Source organism: Collinsella aerofaciens (genome assembly GCF_040926185.1).
Lineage (GTDB): Bacteria > Actinomycetota > Coriobacteriia > Coriobacteriales > Coriobacteriaceae > Collinsella > Collinsella aerofaciens_BC.
Genome location: NZ_JBCOIQ010000020.1, coordinates 15,561 through 30,315 on the forward strand (window position 1 = coordinate 15,561; position 14,755 = coordinate 30,315).

A 14,755-nucleotide genomic window follows, 5' to 3' on the forward strand; every position below is an offset into this window, starting at 1 on the left:
CGTTAAAACGCTTTAAAGAATAAAATAGCAGCTAAATCCGTATATAAGTCGATACTTTAACCTACCTGTTTGCTTCAATGAGCTTTTCAAGCCGTAAAACACGATGGTAGAGGGCAGACTTCGACAAGGGAGGGTCAGCCATCTCCCCTAAATCACGCAGCGAAAGATCGGGATAGCGCTCGCGCAGGTCGCAAAAGACCGCCAAGGCATCCGGAAGCGTGTCGCGCAAACCCCGCTGTTCGAGCTCATCGATCAACGCAAGCTGATGCTGGGCGGCACCCGCACTTCTGGTCTGGTTGGCGAGCTCGGCGTTCACGCGACGGTTTACGTCGTTCTTAACCAATTTGACCGCGCGCGCTTCCTCGATCTCGGCAACGCTGCGCTTGGCGCCGATCAGCTTTAGGAGCTGCTCGATCTCCTCGGCGCTCTTAATGTACACGGCATATGACCCCCGCCGTGCATTAACACGAGCATGGACCCCAATCTGCTCCAACAGATCGCAAAGCCCCTTGGCATATTGCTCTCCCTGTACCGCGATCTCCAAATGAAAATCGCCGCGTGGATCGGCCACGAAGCCGCCCGCGATGAGCGCGCCGCGGATATAGGCAAGCCTGCAGCAGGGACGGGCAACGATATGTCGGGGCACGCCGGCGACAAGTCCTCCCCTGCGGTCGAGGATGCCCAGCAGCACCAGAGCCTTATCCAGGTCGGGTTGGTCGGGCAGGGTAATGAGATAGTTGCGAACCTTATGCAAGACCGATTTACGAACGGTGAATTCCGTTTTGAGCTTAAGGATGCGATGCGTCAGTGTGATCATCGTGCGCGCGACGGCGCCCGTCTCGGTCGCGACCGTCAAACGATACCGCCCGGAGCCGGCCAGCGAAAGTGTACCGCTCACACGCGTCAGGGCGGCAAGCGTCGACAAATCGCAGTATTCACATTCGGGTTCGCAGCGCGCGAGCTCGTCACGCACCTCGGCGGTAAACGACATGCAGGCCTATGCTTTCGTGTTGGCGCGCGACAGGTCGCGGTGGGAAATGCTCACGTGATATTGGGCACCTTCCAAATAACGTGCCGTGGCCTCGGCGATGGCAACGCTGCGGTGTTGACCGCCCGTGCAGCCGATGGCAATAGAAAGCTGTGGCTTGCCCTCCGCGATATAGCCGGGCATGACCGTATCGAGCAGCTGCGTCCAAGCTTTCCAGAACTCCTGGGTCTTGGGATGGTCCAGAACAAAGTCGGAGACCTTCTTATCGAGACCGGTCATGGTGCGCATCTCAGGATCGTAGAACGGATTGGGCAGGAAGCGAACGTCGATCATAATGTCCGCCTCGACGGGCATACCGTGCTTAAAGCCAAACGAGAACACGTGAACGTCCATGAGCTGCTGGTCGGACAACTCGGAGAACGCCATGCGCAATTTGTTGCGCAGGGCAGAGGTACGCAGGCGGCTCGTGTCGATGATCATATCGGCTCGATCGCGCACACCCTGCAGCTGCAGGCGCTCGCGCTGAATCGCATCGGCCGTAGTCTCCCCCGGCTTGGCAATGGGATGGCGGCGGCGGTTTTCGCTATAGCGACGGATCAGCACCTCGTCAGAGGCCTCGAGAAACACGATGTCACAGCTCATCTCGCGCTCCTCGAGTGCGGCAACGGCATCGAGCAGCTCATCGAACAAGCCCTGGCTACGCAAATCGCAGGTGACGGCGAGATGCCTGCCCACGCCCGTATTGATGCCGACGAGCTCGGCAAGCTGGGCGATGAGACGCGGAGGTAGGTTATCAATGCAAAAATAGCCCATGTCCTCGAACACGTGCATGGCCTGTGTGCGGCCCGATCCGGACATTCCGGTGATGATGACGATATCGGGGATGCGCTCCGAGCGCTCCGCCGCATCCATGGCATCTCCCTTTTGCATGTGCTGCCTCCCAAAAACAAGCGCGGGACCCAGCAACCCGGATCCCGCGCGGTCAATTGCCTATATTGAGTATACCGCCCCGAGCGGATACGAGGCCTGTCTTACGCCTCAAGCGCAGCCTTGAACCAACTCGTAATACTCGTGGGGTGTGTGATGGCGGTGCCGACGACAACGGCCCAGGCGCCAGCATCAATCGCGGCGCGAGCCTCCTCGGGCGTGTGCACGCGGCCCTCGCAGATGATGGGAAGACCGGGGAATTCCTCGGTCGCCTGACGCAGAAGCGGCAAATCGGGACCGTCGGCCATAGTGCAATCGATAGCGGCGACACCGTGGGAAAGCGTGGTTGACACCAGGTCGAAGCCCATATCAACCGCACGGCGAATGTCCTCGATGGTGGCACAATCCGCCATCAGGAGCACACCCTCCTCGTGCAGCGGACGGAAGGTGTCCTCGACGGTCTTGCCATCGGGACGCGGGCGATCAGTGGCGTCGATCGCCACGATGTCGGCACCGGCGGCAACGCAGGCGCGAGCATGGCGCAGCGTCGGCGTGATGTAGACGCCCTCGTGTCCATCCTTCCACAAGCCGATGACGGGGATCTCACAGCGGCCCTTAATGGCGGCGATGTCGGCAAGGCCCTGGCAGCGAATGGCGGCGGCGCCGCCGAGCTCGCAAGCGCGAGACATTTGAGCCATGGTCTCGGGCGTACGAAGCGGCTCGCCCATATACGCCTGAACGCTCACGACGAGCTTACCCTTCAGGGACTGGATCAAAGGATCAACGGTCATGTTCGACTCAACCTTTCTCAAAACAGCCTTCTGAGACGCCGCACCTTGACGTTCAAACCGTCGCTCGCGTACCGAAGTACGCTTCGCTCCTCTTTCACGTCAATCTGCGGCACCTCAGAAGGCACACTTGGTAGTTATGTTTACTTCAACGAAGCAAGAAGATGCTCGGCGGCACCGATGAGCGGAGCATCGCCCTCCAGAGAACCGATGAGGATCGGCGTGTCCTGAAGCGGATCGAGCGCCTGGCTGGCATAGCCCTCGTGCACCGAATCCTTCCACGTCTGCGAACGCCAATCGGGACCTTGGTGAATCACGCCGCCCGAAAGCACGATGACCTCAGGGTCCAGGATGTTAGCGAGCGAGCCCAAGCTGGCGCCCAGTGCAAAGCCGGCGTCATGGATGACCTCGGTCGCCTTTGCGTCGCCTGCACGGCACAGGTCGTTCACATCGCGACCGACCGAAGGACGGCTGGGGTCGACGCGGCCAAAGCGCTCATCGTACATACGACCAATGGAAGTGCCCGAAGCAACCGACTCCAGATGGCCGGAACGCCCGCAGGCGCAGGGAATGCCGGCGGCAGCCGAGCACTCGATGTGGCCCATATGGCCAGCAGCACCATGGAAGCCCTGCATCACGCGGCCGTTCTCGACATATGCGCCGCCGATGCCCGTACCGATGCCAAGACACAAGACGGAGAACTTGCCCTTGCCGACGCCCCAGTGGGCCTCGCCCAGAGCATGAGCCTGCACGTCGCCTACAACGGCAACGGGAAGACCGAGATCCTCGCGCAGACGCGGCCCCAACTGAACGCCGGACCAGCCGGGCATGATCTCATTGGCATACGCGATGGCGCCCGTCTTGGGATCGACGACGCCGGCGGCACCGATACCGACGCCAAGGACCTCGACATCGGGATTCGCCTCGAGAGCAGCCTTGATGGACGCCTCGATACGCTGGAAGACGGCCTCGCCGCCCTCTTGGGCCTCGGTGGGAACCTCGGCCTCAAAAACGGGATGGGGCACACTACCGTCAGCCGGGTACTCCATGATGGCAGTCGCGATCTTAGTTCCGCCGATATCGACAGAACAGACGTACTTGTTCTCCATGTCGCTCTCCTTAGGAGATAAAAACAACTACAGGAAATGAAGGCTGCGTTATCGCCGCAGCTTGGTAAAGGTTTCCCGGGTGCCCGAGGTTGGGGTGAAAGCGGTCGGGCGTTGACCTAACGGGTCACGCTCGACCGCTTGAGCCCCAAGATCGGGTGCCCGGGGAAGCTTTACAGGAGACCGTTGTCCTGGAGGACCTTCTTAATAGCCTCGACGTTCTCCCCGGTCATGGCCTTCACCGGGCGCGGCATGGTCGGGCTGTCGAAGATACCCATGAGGTTCATAGCGGTCTTGAAGGCGCCGACGCCACCGGCATAGCCCTGGACGCCCGAGGTGACATCCCAGATGTGCGAAATCTCATTGAGGCGATCCTGCTCGGCCTTGACGGTAGCCCAGTCGCCGGCCTGAGCGGCCTTCCACTGACGAACGTAGCCCTCGGGCTCAACGTTGGCGAGACCCGGGACAGAGCCGTCGGCGCCACCGAGGTAAGCGCCGTCGACAACAACCTCGTGGCCGGTGAGGATGCTCATCGGATGGCCGTTCTTCTCGTTCTCCTGAACGAGGTAGCGGAACGAGATGTCATCACCCGAGGAATCCTTGACGCCAGCAAGGACGCCCTCGGCGCCGAGCTTGGCAAGAAGCTTCCAGGGAAGCTTGGTGTGAACGCAGACGGGAATGTCATAGGCAAAGATGGGCAGGTCAAGCTCCTCGTGCAGGATGCGGAAGTGCTCCTCGACCTCGGTCATGCCCTGCAGGGCATAGAACGGGCAGGTGGCGACGAGGGCATCGGCGCCCAGCTCCTGAGCGACCTTGCCGTGCTCAATCATGCGCTCGGTCTCGGTATCGATGATGCCGACCAGAACAGGCACGCGGTGGTCGACGATGCGGACGGCCTCGGCGATGATCTGGCGACGACGCTCGTCGGTGGAGAAAACGACCTCACCCGAAGAGCCCAAGAAGAACAGGCCATCGACGCCGGCATCGATCATGCGGTTGATGCTGCGCTCAAAGGAGGCAACATCGAGCTGGTGATCTTCGGTATCCGGAACAACGACGGGAGGGATAACGCCGGTGAATTTCTGAGTTGCCACAAGAATCTCCTTAGTTGTCTAGCGGGCGGCCCTATGCCACCCACTCTTGTTGGCAGTGTCCAGGCCGTCTAGGCCAAAGAACACGAGTAGAACGTTTGGTTAAAAAAGTCTACGACTTCGTTTTCGAACGCATTGATGCGCTCGTGAGCGTATTTTGCATAGATGATATGCCTCCGGTCACACTCAAGACCGTTGAATACGGCAAACTGGCCCTTGGGATCGCTCACGGTATCCATAAGCGATGTGCCCATGAGCACCGATCCGCGCACCCGAGACGACAGCGCCTCGAGGCCGCCAGGAAGCGGATTGGCAACCGCCGTGCAGGCGAGGCCCCGCTCGTCCAGAGCGGAAACCGCCAGCGCGACTCCGCCGCCAAGACCCTCGCCCCATGCAAAGATGCGGTCGGGGTCAATGCCATCAAGATTGCGTGCGACCTTCGCCAACGCGCAGCCCCAACGGACGCGCCTGACAAATGCGGGCGAAGAAATCCCCCGCCGCAGGTCGTCCGCACCAGCAACATCGTCATCCAGCGCGAGAACGGCATACCCCATGGCGGCAAATCTCGTCATGTGATGCCAGCCGCGCACAGGCCGATCGATGTCGTGGAACATCAGGCACAACGGCACGCGCTCAGATACTCGGGCACGACCGACAGGCTCGATCAAACGAGCGTGAATCGCATCGTCACCGAGCTCAAAGGAGACCTCCGAGTAACGGGCGCAGGGGTTAACAAAGTCAATCGCCGTTATGGCCAGGCCTTGAATCTCAAGATTCGAAGCGCATGTCTCTAAATCAGAAACATCTGCTTGGACATCGCCGCGCCAGTCCCGATATTCTGCGAGCCTTGACGAAACCGTTCCAGGAATTCCCACGAGTCCGGGGACAATCAGCTCGTCAACATTGCTCTCGCACTTAGACATGAGCCTCCCCTCCCTTGCAGAAAAACGGAATGATCAGATCGTCAAAATCCTGAATCTCCTCGTGGCCAAAGCCTTCAAAGAACTCATGACGCTTTTCGCAGGTCAGGTTGTTATAGACCGCAAACTGCGTCGCTGGCGGACAGACGATATCGGCTGTGCCAGTGCCAAACAGCACGGGGCATTCGACCATAGGGGCAAAGTTCTTGGAATCGAAGTACGCCAGCTTGGCATAGGCTTCGTCAATACGAGTCGAGTCCTCGTCAAACCAGCGAGACCAATAGCGCAGGCCCTCGTAGGCAATGTCGTCGGCATCCAAATCCCAGACCAGGCGGAAATCTGACAGGAAGGGATAGAGGATGGCGGCACGATTGATAAGCTCGCTGTTAAGCGCACAGGTCGCAATGCCCAAACCGCCGCCCTGCGACGCGCCGTTCACAAACACACGCGCAAGATCGATGCCCTCGAGCTCGCGAACGATGCGGCACAGGATGCGAATATCTTGGTGCAAGCGGACATAGTAGAGGTTGGCCGGGTCGCCGTCGATACCGGCGACGATATGACCGGCAACCGTTGTGCCCTCAAATCCACCAATGTCCTCGGAGGGACCTCCTTGGCCGGGGCAGTCGAGGGCGATGAGTGCCATGCCCATGCCCGCAAACGACGCCTGCTCAAACCAGCTGCGGCTTGCACCCGGATACCCATGAAACTGAAGCACCAATGGCACGGGCTCGTCCGAGACGGGTTTAAGGTACTTGGCATGCAGGCGAGCGCCACACATGCCGGTATACCAGAGGTCGAAAAGCTGGCAGGTCGCGGCATCGGCGACCGATGCCGCCTCGATCGCATAGTCAAGCCCGACGGCGTCGGCCTCGGCCATGCGATCCTTCCAAAAGAGATCGAAATCTGATGGACGGGGCATGGCGCCTCGATATTCACCAAATTGATGTTGTAGCTCCTGAGCACTTGGCATGGCTCGTGAACCCAACCTTTCGAAATCGCAACGGAGGTGCGCCCGGCAAGGGAACCGGGCGCACGGGAGGGAAAGCGAGGTTACTCGCCGAGCTTGGGATGCAGCAGCGACGGCGCAGCGCCGAGCAGCATCTTGGTGTAGGGGTCCTGGGGGTGCTGGAAGACCTGCTTGGCCTCGCCCTGCTCGACGATCTTGCCGCCATTCATAACGATGATGTCGTCAGAGATATAGCGGACCGTCTGGATGTCATGGCTGATGAACACCATGGCCAGGCCGAGCTCCTTCTTAAGGTCGGTCAGCAGGTTCAGAATCTGCGCGCGGACCGAAACGTCCAGAGCCGAGGTGGGCTCGTCGGCGATGATGGCATCGGGGTTCAGCGACAGGGCACGGGCAATTGCGACGCGCTGACGCTGGCCGCCCGAAAGCTGGCCGGGAAGAACCTCGGCAGCGGAGCTGGGCAGACCGGTGAGCTCCAAGAGTTCCTTGACGCGCTTCTCCTGCTCGGCCTCGGTACCCAGGTTGTGGACGCGCATGGGGTCGAGCAGCTGCTCGCGAACGACCATGCGGGGGTTGAGCGCCGTGGCCGGGTTCTGGAACACGACCGAGATGACGCGACCCATGTGGCGACGGTCCTCGGCGGTACGTTTGGTAACGTCCTTGCCCTTAAAGTAGACCTTGCCGCTCGTGGGGGCCTGCAGGCCGCACATGACGTTAGCGGTGGTGGACTTACCGCAACCGGACTCGCCGACGATGCCGATCGTCTGACCGGGCATGAGCTTAATCGTTACACCCTGGACGGCGTGAACCAGGTTGGGGTGCAGAATCGAGCCGGTACGGGTCCTAAAGGTGACGTGGACGTCATCAAGGAAGATGATCGGCTCGACGCCGTTGACTGCGGTATCGCTCATCTACATCACCTCCGCGTGAGGGGTCAAACCATTTGCCTTGAGCACCTCGTCGGGGAGCTCGGAATAGAAGTGCTCGGTGCCGGGCACGCGCTTGAAGACCGGACGGGTATCCAGGCCAATACGCGGATGGCTCGAGCGGGGTGCGAAGCGATCGCCCTTGGGGAAATCGCGCGGGCTGGGAACGGCGCCGGGGACCTGGTGCAGACGGCCCGAGCCGCTCTCGATGGACAGAACGGAGCCCAGAAGACCGCGGGTGTACTCGTGGATCGGGTTGGTGAGCAGCTCCTTGGTGGGTGCCTGCTCGATAACCTGGCCAGCGTACATAACCGTGATGTTATGGGCAACCTCGGCGACCAGAGCCAGGTCATGCGAAACAAAGATCATGGCAAAGCCGAGCTTGGCCTGAAGATCGTTGAGCAGCTTGATGACCTGCTTCTGGACGGTAACGTCCAGAGCGGTCGTGGGCTCGTCGCAGATGACCAGCTTGGGGTCGCGGGTAAGGGCCATAGCGATCAGGACACGCTGACGCTGGCCGCCGGAAAGCTCGTGCGGATAGCTCTCGAGCGTGCGCTTGGGATCGAGGCCGACGAGCTCCAGGAGCTCCTCGGCGCTGCGGGTTCCGCCGCGCTTGGTGAGCTGCTTCATCTGGGCAGAGATGAGCATGGAGGGATTAAGCGAGGACAGGGCGTCTTGATAGACCATAGCGATATCGGTACCGCGCAGGCCGAACCACTCCTTCTTGCTCATCTTGAGCAGGTCGCGACCCTCCCAGAGAACCTCGCCGGAAAGATGCTCGTCATCGTCGGTCAGGCCCATGATGGCCAGCGTGGTGATGGACTTACCGCAACCGGACTCGCCCACCAGGCCCATGGTCTGACCAGGACGAACGTCAAAGTTGACATGGTCGACGACGTTGATATCACCGTGATGCTCAAACTGGATGCAGAAGTCACGGACCGAGAGAATCGGCTCAACGGACTCGTCGGGCACGTGGCGATCGTCACGCTTGAGCTCGACATCGCGCAGGGCGCCAAGGCGAGCGGAGAGGGACTGGGCCTGCTCCTTGTAGGCGCGAACGGGGTCGGAGACCAGCAGGTCGGCCTCGCGACGCTTGGAGGAATCGGTCGGATCAAGGGCAGCGGAGGGAGCAGCGGCCATGGCGTCGGTAATGCCCTCGGAGAGGATGTTGAGCGCCAGGCAGGTGATCATGATGGCTAGGCCCGGGAACAGCGCCTGCCACCAACGACCGGCGAGCACGCCGCCGCGGGCGTCGGCGAGGATGTTGCCCCAGGTAGCGGTGGGCTCCTGGATACCAGCGCCGATGAAGGTCAGCGAGGCCTCGAAGATGATGGCGTCGGCGACCAGGGTAACGGTGAAGACCATGATCGGGGCGATGCAGTTACGCAGAACATGCTTAATCAAAATCCACGGAGCCTTGGCGCCGGAAACGATGACCGCGCGGACATAGTCCTCGCCGTACTCGGACACGATATTGGCGCGTACGATACGGGCAATCTGCGGAGTGTACATAAAGCCGATGGCGAAGATGATCGACGGCACGGAGTTGCCCAGGATGGAGACGAAGACGGCCGCGAGGGCGATGCCCGGGATGGACATGATGATGTCCAAGATACGCATGATCGTCTCGGAGACGGCCTTGCGCGAAACCGCTGCAAGGGCGCCCACGACCGAGCCGCAGACCAGAGCCATGGCAGTGGCGCCAAAGCCGATAATCAGCGAGTAACGACCACCGTAGAGCATACGCGACAGAATGTCGCGACCCTTATCGTCGGTACCGAAGATAAATCCGTTGCCGGGAGCCTGGCGAGCCGTAAAGATCTCGACCGGGCTATAGGGGGCAAGAAGGGGCGCCAGAATCGCAGTCAGGGCGACCAGCACCAGCACGACGGCGGCAATCTTAGAAGACAGCGTCATCTTCTTCCAGCCACCGAGCTTGAGCCCCTTGGAGGCAGCCTTCTCGAGCTGCTCGGTTTGCTTCTCTCGAATCTTTACCATAATCTACACCGTCCTGATGCGCGGGTTGATGAGCAGGTAGAGCATGTCAACCACGATGTTGATGATGATGAAGGCAAGAGCAACGACGATGACGACGCCCTGAACCAGGTTCGCCTCGTTGCCCTGAACGCCCTGCAGAATCGCGGTGCCCATGCCGGGGAGGTTGAAGATAACCTCGATGACGACGGCGCCGCCCATGAGGTAACCGATCTTAAGACCGAGGGTGGTGACCGGGGTGATCAGCGCATTGCGAAGAACGTTGATGCCGACGACGACCTTCTCGGGAACGCCGGCGCCGCGAGCCATACGGACATAATCCTTGTCGAGCTCCTCGACCATGGCGGTACGCACGATACGAGTCATCTGGCCCGTCAGCGGAAATGCCAAGGCGATAGCGGGCATGATCATACGCCCCAGATAGCCAACCGGATTCGTGGTGAAGTGAGGCAGAGCGCCCGATGCCGGGAGCACCTTAAGGTAGGAAGAGAACAGCAGGATCAACAGAACGGCAAGCCAGAACGACGGGGTTGCCAAGCCGGCGATGGAAAAGACACGGATTACTTGGTCCGGCCATTTGTCGCGATACAGTGCCGCGATGACGCCGAGCAAAAACGAAACGACCGCACCGATGGCAAGACCGATGAAGGTCAGCTGCATCGTGACGGGCAGGGCCGTGGAGATGCGCTTGGCAACGGAGTTGCGAGCAGCACCATAGGTGCCCATGTCGCCATGGATCAAATCGCCCATATAGCGCACGTAGCGCACGGGCCAGGGGTCGTCCAGACCATACTTCTCATGGTACTCGGCAACCGCCTCGGGCGAGGCACCGTCACCCAACGCCGTGTAGGCGGGGTCGGTCTTGGAGAACGACATAAGGAAGAACACCAGGACGGTGACGCCCAATGCCATGATCGGCAGCGCCACAAGACGCCTTCCAATCAAACGTAGCAAGTTGTTCACGTTCTCTCCCCTTTCTTTTGTCGGTAGGACCAACTGGTATATGAGTACGGATACTCATTACAAGACCCGAGCGACATCGTTGCCGCCCGGGTCTTTGTTTCAACTATGAGGATACGGTCCCAACGACCGACATCCTGCATACAGACTCAAGCGAGTCTTACGCCTTGACGGTCGCAACGCCCCTGAAGGACATGCTCGTCGTGCCGATGCCCTTGAAGCCATCGAGGGCCTCGCCGTTGGGTGCAGTGGACGGATCGTCCCAGGAAGCGGAGACGGTCTTGACGTGGACAACGGGGTACAGAACGGCGTTGTCGGCAATGATGTCGAAGCACTCGTTCCACTTCTTCTGCTGCTCGTCGCCCTCGGCGGCAAGAGCCTCGTCCATGAGGCCGTGGAGCTTCTGCCACTCAGCGGACTCCTTCCACGGGCAACGGGTCTGCATCCAGACGTTGTCGCCGTACCACCAGTTGAGCAGCAGGTCGGGGTCGGCGCCGAAGCAGGAAGGATCGCCAGGGGCAAGGAGGATATCGTAGGCCTCGCCGCCGTCGATGGCAGCGTAAGTGGCCGGCGAGGTATCGGTCTGGATGGTCACATCGAAGCCGAGAGCGTCGAGGTCGTTCTTGACCTGGGCGGCCATGCCCTTAATCTGCTCGTTGTCGGTGGTGCGCAGGGTGATGGCACCCGGGGTGATGCCAGACTCCTCGATGAGCTTCTTAGCCTTCTTGGCGTCGGTCTTGTACACCGTGGAAGCCTCATGATAGTTGGTGAAGCTCTTGGGCAGGTAGCAGCTGGCAGCGGTGGCAAGGCCGGCGAAGGTGTTGCTGACCATCTTCTCGGTGTCGAGCGCGTACATGACAGCCTGACGGACCTTGACGTTGTTCCAAGGCTCCTTGGCGACGTTGAACATGATGAAGCGGGTGCCGAAACCCTGAACGTTATCGATCTTGCAGCCGGCGCTCTCGAGCTGGTCGACGGCGTCAGCGGTAACGAGCTCCATAACGAGCGTGGAGCCCTCCTGCTGAGCGGTAACGCGAGCGGTGGGGTCGGTCAGGATGCTGTACTGGATCTTCTTATCCTCGGCAGCATACTCACCGTTGTACTCGGGGTTGGGAACCAAGGTGATCTCGGTATCGGAGATAGAGTCGTACATCCAGGGGCCGGAACCGATCGGCTGCTTGGCGCGATCCTCCTCGGTCTGGGTGGCCGGGGTAACGCGGACGATGGCCAGACGATCCTTGAGCAGGGAGAAGTTGGGGACCTTAGTCTTGACCGTCACGGTGCTGGCGTCCTTGGCCTCGATGGACTCGAAGGGCTGGAAGAACGGAGCATAGGTAGCGGAAGCGGCGCAAGCGGTGTAGGAGGCAACGACATCGTCAGCGGTGACCTCGGTGCCATCGGAGAACTTGGCGCCCTTGCGGATGGTGACCTCGAAAGTGGTGTCGTCCACAGACTTGGGATCGTCGGTGGCGAGCTCGTTGAAGGTGCTGTAGTCGTGGTAATCGATACCGTAGAGGCCCTCGACGACGTGCCAGTTAGCACCCAGGCCCACAGCGGAGCCGGTGCTGGCGGGATCGAAGCTGGACGGAGCGTAAGCGGAACCAGCGGTGATCACGCCGCCGCCACGGTTGGCGGAATCGGTGGAGCCGGAAGCGGAACCCTCGTCGCTAGAGCTGCCACCGCAGCCAGTGAGACCAAGGCCGGCGACAGCAGCGACGCTGCCGGTGAGGCCGAGGAACGAACGCCTGGACATACCCTTGTTGATGATGGCCATGTCTTCTCCTATCAATAGAGAATCTTACTCGGGAGCACCTAGACGTGCCCCCGCGCAACTTGCGGACGATATATACCTTACCTACCGACGAACCCAACTGAGGTGCCGCGCTCGGCGACCGATACATACATACGCTTGAACGGTATTTACTACCGTTCACCGAATTCATTGACAAATGATTCGCCAGACAGTATGTATCGGCGAGGTGAGATATCAGTCTTCGTCAACCCGCAGGATAGCAGGGTTTTCGCTTGGGTTAGTCAAACGTTTTAGCGTTAATAAAACCCGAAATCAGCAGGCAATCATGGCGAAATAAATGGTTGAAAATCGCGCAATCATGTATATCAGTTGTTTAGGCTCGTGTTTAGCTATCGGAATGGCCAGCCGCCGCCTCGGCGCGCTCGGCATTCCATGCAACGAGCGCCTCGTGGACCGCCTTGGCAACATCGGCAGGTATGCCGCGAACTTTCGCGATCTCTTGCTCGCTCGCCGCGCGCAAACGCTTCATCGAGCCAAAATGGCGCATAAGGGCACGTTTTCTGGTGGGTCCCACGCCTGGAACGTCATCGAGCACCGAAACCGTCATGGCTTTATCGCGCAACTCACGGTGGAACGTGATGGCAAATCGGTGGGACTCATCGCGTACCTGTTTAATTAGATAGAGCGAAGCAGACCCGGTCGGCAGCACGACAGGAGTCTCGTCCCAAGGCACAAAAACTTCCTCGTCGGCCTTCGCCAAGCCACAAACTGGTATATCGAGCCCAAGAGCCTCAAGTTGCTTGATCGCAGCGGTCAATTGCGGCTTACCGCCATCGACAACGAGCAAATCGGGGCGCGAGCCAAAGCGCTCGTCGGCCATGCGCTCGGGAGCATAGCGTCGTCCCAAAACCTCGGACATCGACACGAAGTCGTTTGCCTCGTCCAATTCGGCCTGAATTTTAAAACGACGGTACTGGCTCTTGTCGGCGCGCCCGTTGGTAAACACCACCATCGAGGCGACCGTAAAGGTGCCATGCAGTGTAGAGATATCGAAGCACTCGATACGCAACGGCGGCGATGGCAGCGCCAACGCACTTTCGAGCTCCAGGAGCGCTTGATTGGTGCGGTCGTCAGCGTACCCCGTTCGCATCATGTAGCGCATGAGGGCATGGCGCGCATTTTTGGATGCCATATCGAGCAGACGGTGCTTTTCGCCACGCTGCGGCCTATGGAGATGGCAGGAACGCTCACGCTTGCCCGCAAGCCACTCCCCCAGCGCCTCCGCATCCTCAAGCTCGACGGAAAGGTTGACCTCAGCTGGAATATCAGCCGTCTCGTCGTAATAGCGCTTAAGAAAGCCCGACTGGAGCTCTTCCTCGTCAACATCAAGACCCTTGTCGAGAATGAACTCGCAGGTGCGAACTGTTCGGCCCTCGCGAACGACGAAGACGCAAGCGGCGGAGATGGTCTCCTCGCGATAGAACCCGATGACATCGATATCGACACTGGAGGGAAAAACGACTTGCTGACGATCGTCCAGACCCCTGATGACCTCCAAACGACGTTTGACGCGTGCCGCGCGCTCAAAGTCGAGCGCCTCGGCGGCATCCGTCATCTCGGAGGTCAGCTCATCGACGACATCCTTGCGATGGCCCGACAAAAAGCGCTCGACACGCTTGACGTTCTTGGCATAGTCTGCCGGGGAAATCGCGCCGACACACGCACCCGGGCCGCGCCCGACATGGTAGTCAAAGCAGGGACGCCCGTTTTGTGCGCAAATCATATTGACGATGTCTTCCTCGCCCTTGTGGGACTCGATGGTACGGCGACAACGACGCCACTCCGCACAGGATGCAGAGCAGATGGGGATAACCTTGCGCAGCGTATCTATCGTCTCACGTGCCGCACGGCTATCGGTATAGGGTCCAAAATAGCGCGTTCCCGGCTTATGACGCTCACGCGTGTATTTGATCGCGGGATACAGGTCGCCCTTTGTAATGGCGATAAAGGGGTAGCTCTTGTCATCCTTGAGGTCGACGTTAAAGTACGGATGGTACTGGCCGATCAGGTTGCGCTCGAGTACAAGCGCCTCATGCTCGGTTTCGACAACGATGTAGTCAAAGCTCGCCACCAGCTGCATCATCAGCGGGATCTTTTGACGCTCATCCTGCAGTGTCACGTATTGACGCATGCGGGCGCGCAGGTTTTTCGCCTTGCCCACGTAGATGACATCGCCCTTGGCATCCTTCCAAAGGTAGCATCCGGGCTGTGTGGGAACGCGCGAAACCTGCTCGGCAAGCGTTGGTATGTTGTCGTGACCGGCCACGC

The 14,755-nt window shown here is 60.0% G+C and carries 12 protein-coding genes; all 12 read right to left on the reverse strand.

From position 1 onward, the window contains the following. Positions 1-61: 61 nt before the first annotated feature. Positions 62-991 (reverse strand): DNA-binding protein WhiA, encoded by a 930-nt coding sequence (gene whiA, locus AB5750_RS08035; RefSeq protein WP_368145530.1) that lies wholly within the window; start codon positions 989-991, stop codon positions 62-64. Positions 992-997: 6 nt separating this feature from the next. After that, the gene (gene rapZ, locus AB5750_RS08040; protein ID WP_022094878.1) at positions 998-1,918 is read right to left on the reverse strand and encodes an RNase adapter RapZ; all 921 of its coding nucleotides are present in this window, start codon (positions 1,916-1,918) and stop codon (positions 998-1,000) included. 101 nt (positions 1,919-2,019) lie between these two features. Further along, positions 2,020-2,706 carry an N-acetylmannosamine-6-phosphate 2-epimerase gene (locus AB5750_RS08045; protein WP_195361754.1) on the reverse strand — a complete coding sequence of 229 codons (687 nt, stop codon included), beginning with the start codon at positions 2,704-2,706 and terminating at the stop codon, positions 2,020-2,022. A gap of 140 nt (positions 2,707-2,846) precedes the next feature. After that, positions 2,847-3,812, reverse strand: a complete 966-nt coding sequence (locus AB5750_RS08050; RefSeq protein WP_022094876.1) for an ROK family protein — start codon at positions 3,810-3,812, stop codon at positions 2,847-2,849. A gap of 170 nt (positions 3,813-3,982) precedes the next feature. Next, entirely contained in the window at positions 3,983-4,903 is a 921-nt protein-coding gene (locus tag AB5750_RS08055; protein WP_035138887.1) for a dihydrodipicolinate synthase family protein, read from the reverse strand. A gap of 68 nt (positions 4,904-4,971) precedes the next feature. After that, on the reverse strand, positions 4,972-5,823 hold the full coding sequence (locus AB5750_RS08060; protein ID WP_368145532.1) for an acetylxylan esterase: 852 nt from the start codon (positions 5,821-5,823) through the stop codon (positions 4,972-4,974). Further along, complete coding sequence (locus tag AB5750_RS08065; protein ID WP_368145533.1) at positions 5,816-6,793, reverse strand: acetylxylan esterase; 978 nt, start codon at positions 6,791-6,793, stop codon at positions 5,816-5,818. The genes AB5750_RS08060 and AB5750_RS08065 overlap by 8 nt, the downstream gene beginning before the upstream one ends. Positions 6,794-6,873: 80 nt before the next feature. After that, positions 6,874-7,701 carry an ABC transporter ATP-binding protein gene (locus AB5750_RS08070; protein ID WP_138112022.1) on the reverse strand — a complete coding sequence of 276 codons (828 nt, stop codon included), beginning with the start codon at positions 7,699-7,701 and terminating at the stop codon, positions 6,874-6,876. After that, positions 7,702-9,717 (reverse strand): dipeptide/oligopeptide/nickel ABC transporter permease/ATP-binding protein, encoded by a 2,016-nt coding sequence (locus AB5750_RS08075; RefSeq protein ID WP_035138893.1) that lies wholly within the window; start codon positions 9,715-9,717, stop codon positions 7,702-7,704. Between the two features lie 3 nt (positions 9,718-9,720). After that, on the reverse strand, positions 9,721-10,677 hold the full coding sequence (locus AB5750_RS08080) for an ABC transporter permease (protein ID WP_035138896.1): 957 nt from the start codon (positions 10,675-10,677) through the stop codon (positions 9,721-9,723). A 157-nt stretch (positions 10,678-10,834) separates the two neighbouring features. Beyond that, complete coding sequence (locus tag AB5750_RS08085) at positions 10,835-12,448, reverse strand: ABC transporter substrate-binding protein (RefSeq protein ID WP_035138897.1); 1,614 nt, start codon at positions 12,446-12,448, stop codon at positions 10,835-10,837. A gap of 364 nt (positions 12,449-12,812) precedes the next feature. After that, positions 12,813-14,753 carry an excinuclease ABC subunit UvrC gene (gene uvrC, locus AB5750_RS08090; protein ID WP_324249326.1) on the reverse strand — a complete coding sequence of 647 codons (1,941 nt, stop codon included), beginning with the start codon at positions 14,751-14,753 and terminating at the stop codon, positions 12,813-12,815. Between the last annotated feature and the right edge of the window lie 2 nt (positions 14,754-14,755).

What these genes read in the sequence shown, in the direction of transcription:
- AB5750_RS08075 (WP_035138893.1), bottom strand. Translation starts at nt 9,717, where the DNA reads ATGGTAAAGATTCGAGAGAAGCAAACCGAGCAGCTCGAGAAGGCTGCC.
- AB5750_RS08070 (WP_138112022.1), bottom strand. Translation starts at nt 7,701, where the DNA reads ATGAGCGATACCGCAGTCAACGGCGTCGAGCCGATCATCTTCCTTGAT.
- AB5750_RS08050 (WP_022094876.1), bottom strand. Translation starts at nt 3,812, where the DNA reads ATGGAGAACAAGTACGTCTGTTCTGTCGATATCGGCGGAACTAAGATC.
- whiA (WP_368145530.1), bottom strand. Translation starts at nt 991, where the DNA reads ATGTCGTTTACCGCCGAGGTGCGTGACGAGCTCGCGCGCTGCGAACCC.
- AB5750_RS08045 (WP_195361754.1), bottom strand. Translation starts at nt 2,706, where the DNA reads ATGACCGTTGATCCTTTGATCCAGTCCCTGAAGGGTAAGCTCGTCGTG.
- AB5750_RS08065 (WP_368145533.1), bottom strand. Translation starts at nt 6,793, where the DNA reads ATGCCAAGTGCTCAGGAGCTACAACATCAATTTGGTGAATATCGAGGC.
- AB5750_RS08060 (WP_368145532.1), bottom strand. Translation starts at nt 5,823, where the DNA reads ATGTCTAAGTGCGAGAGCAATGTTGACGAGCTGATTGTCCCCGGACTC.
- AB5750_RS08085 (WP_035138897.1), bottom strand. Translation starts at nt 12,448, where the DNA reads ATGGCCATCATCAACAAGGGTATGTCCAGGCGTTCGTTCCTCGGCCTC.
- rapZ (WP_022094878.1), bottom strand. Translation starts at nt 1,918, where the DNA reads ATGCAAAAGGGAGATGCCATGGATGCGGCGGAGCGCTCGGAGCGCATC.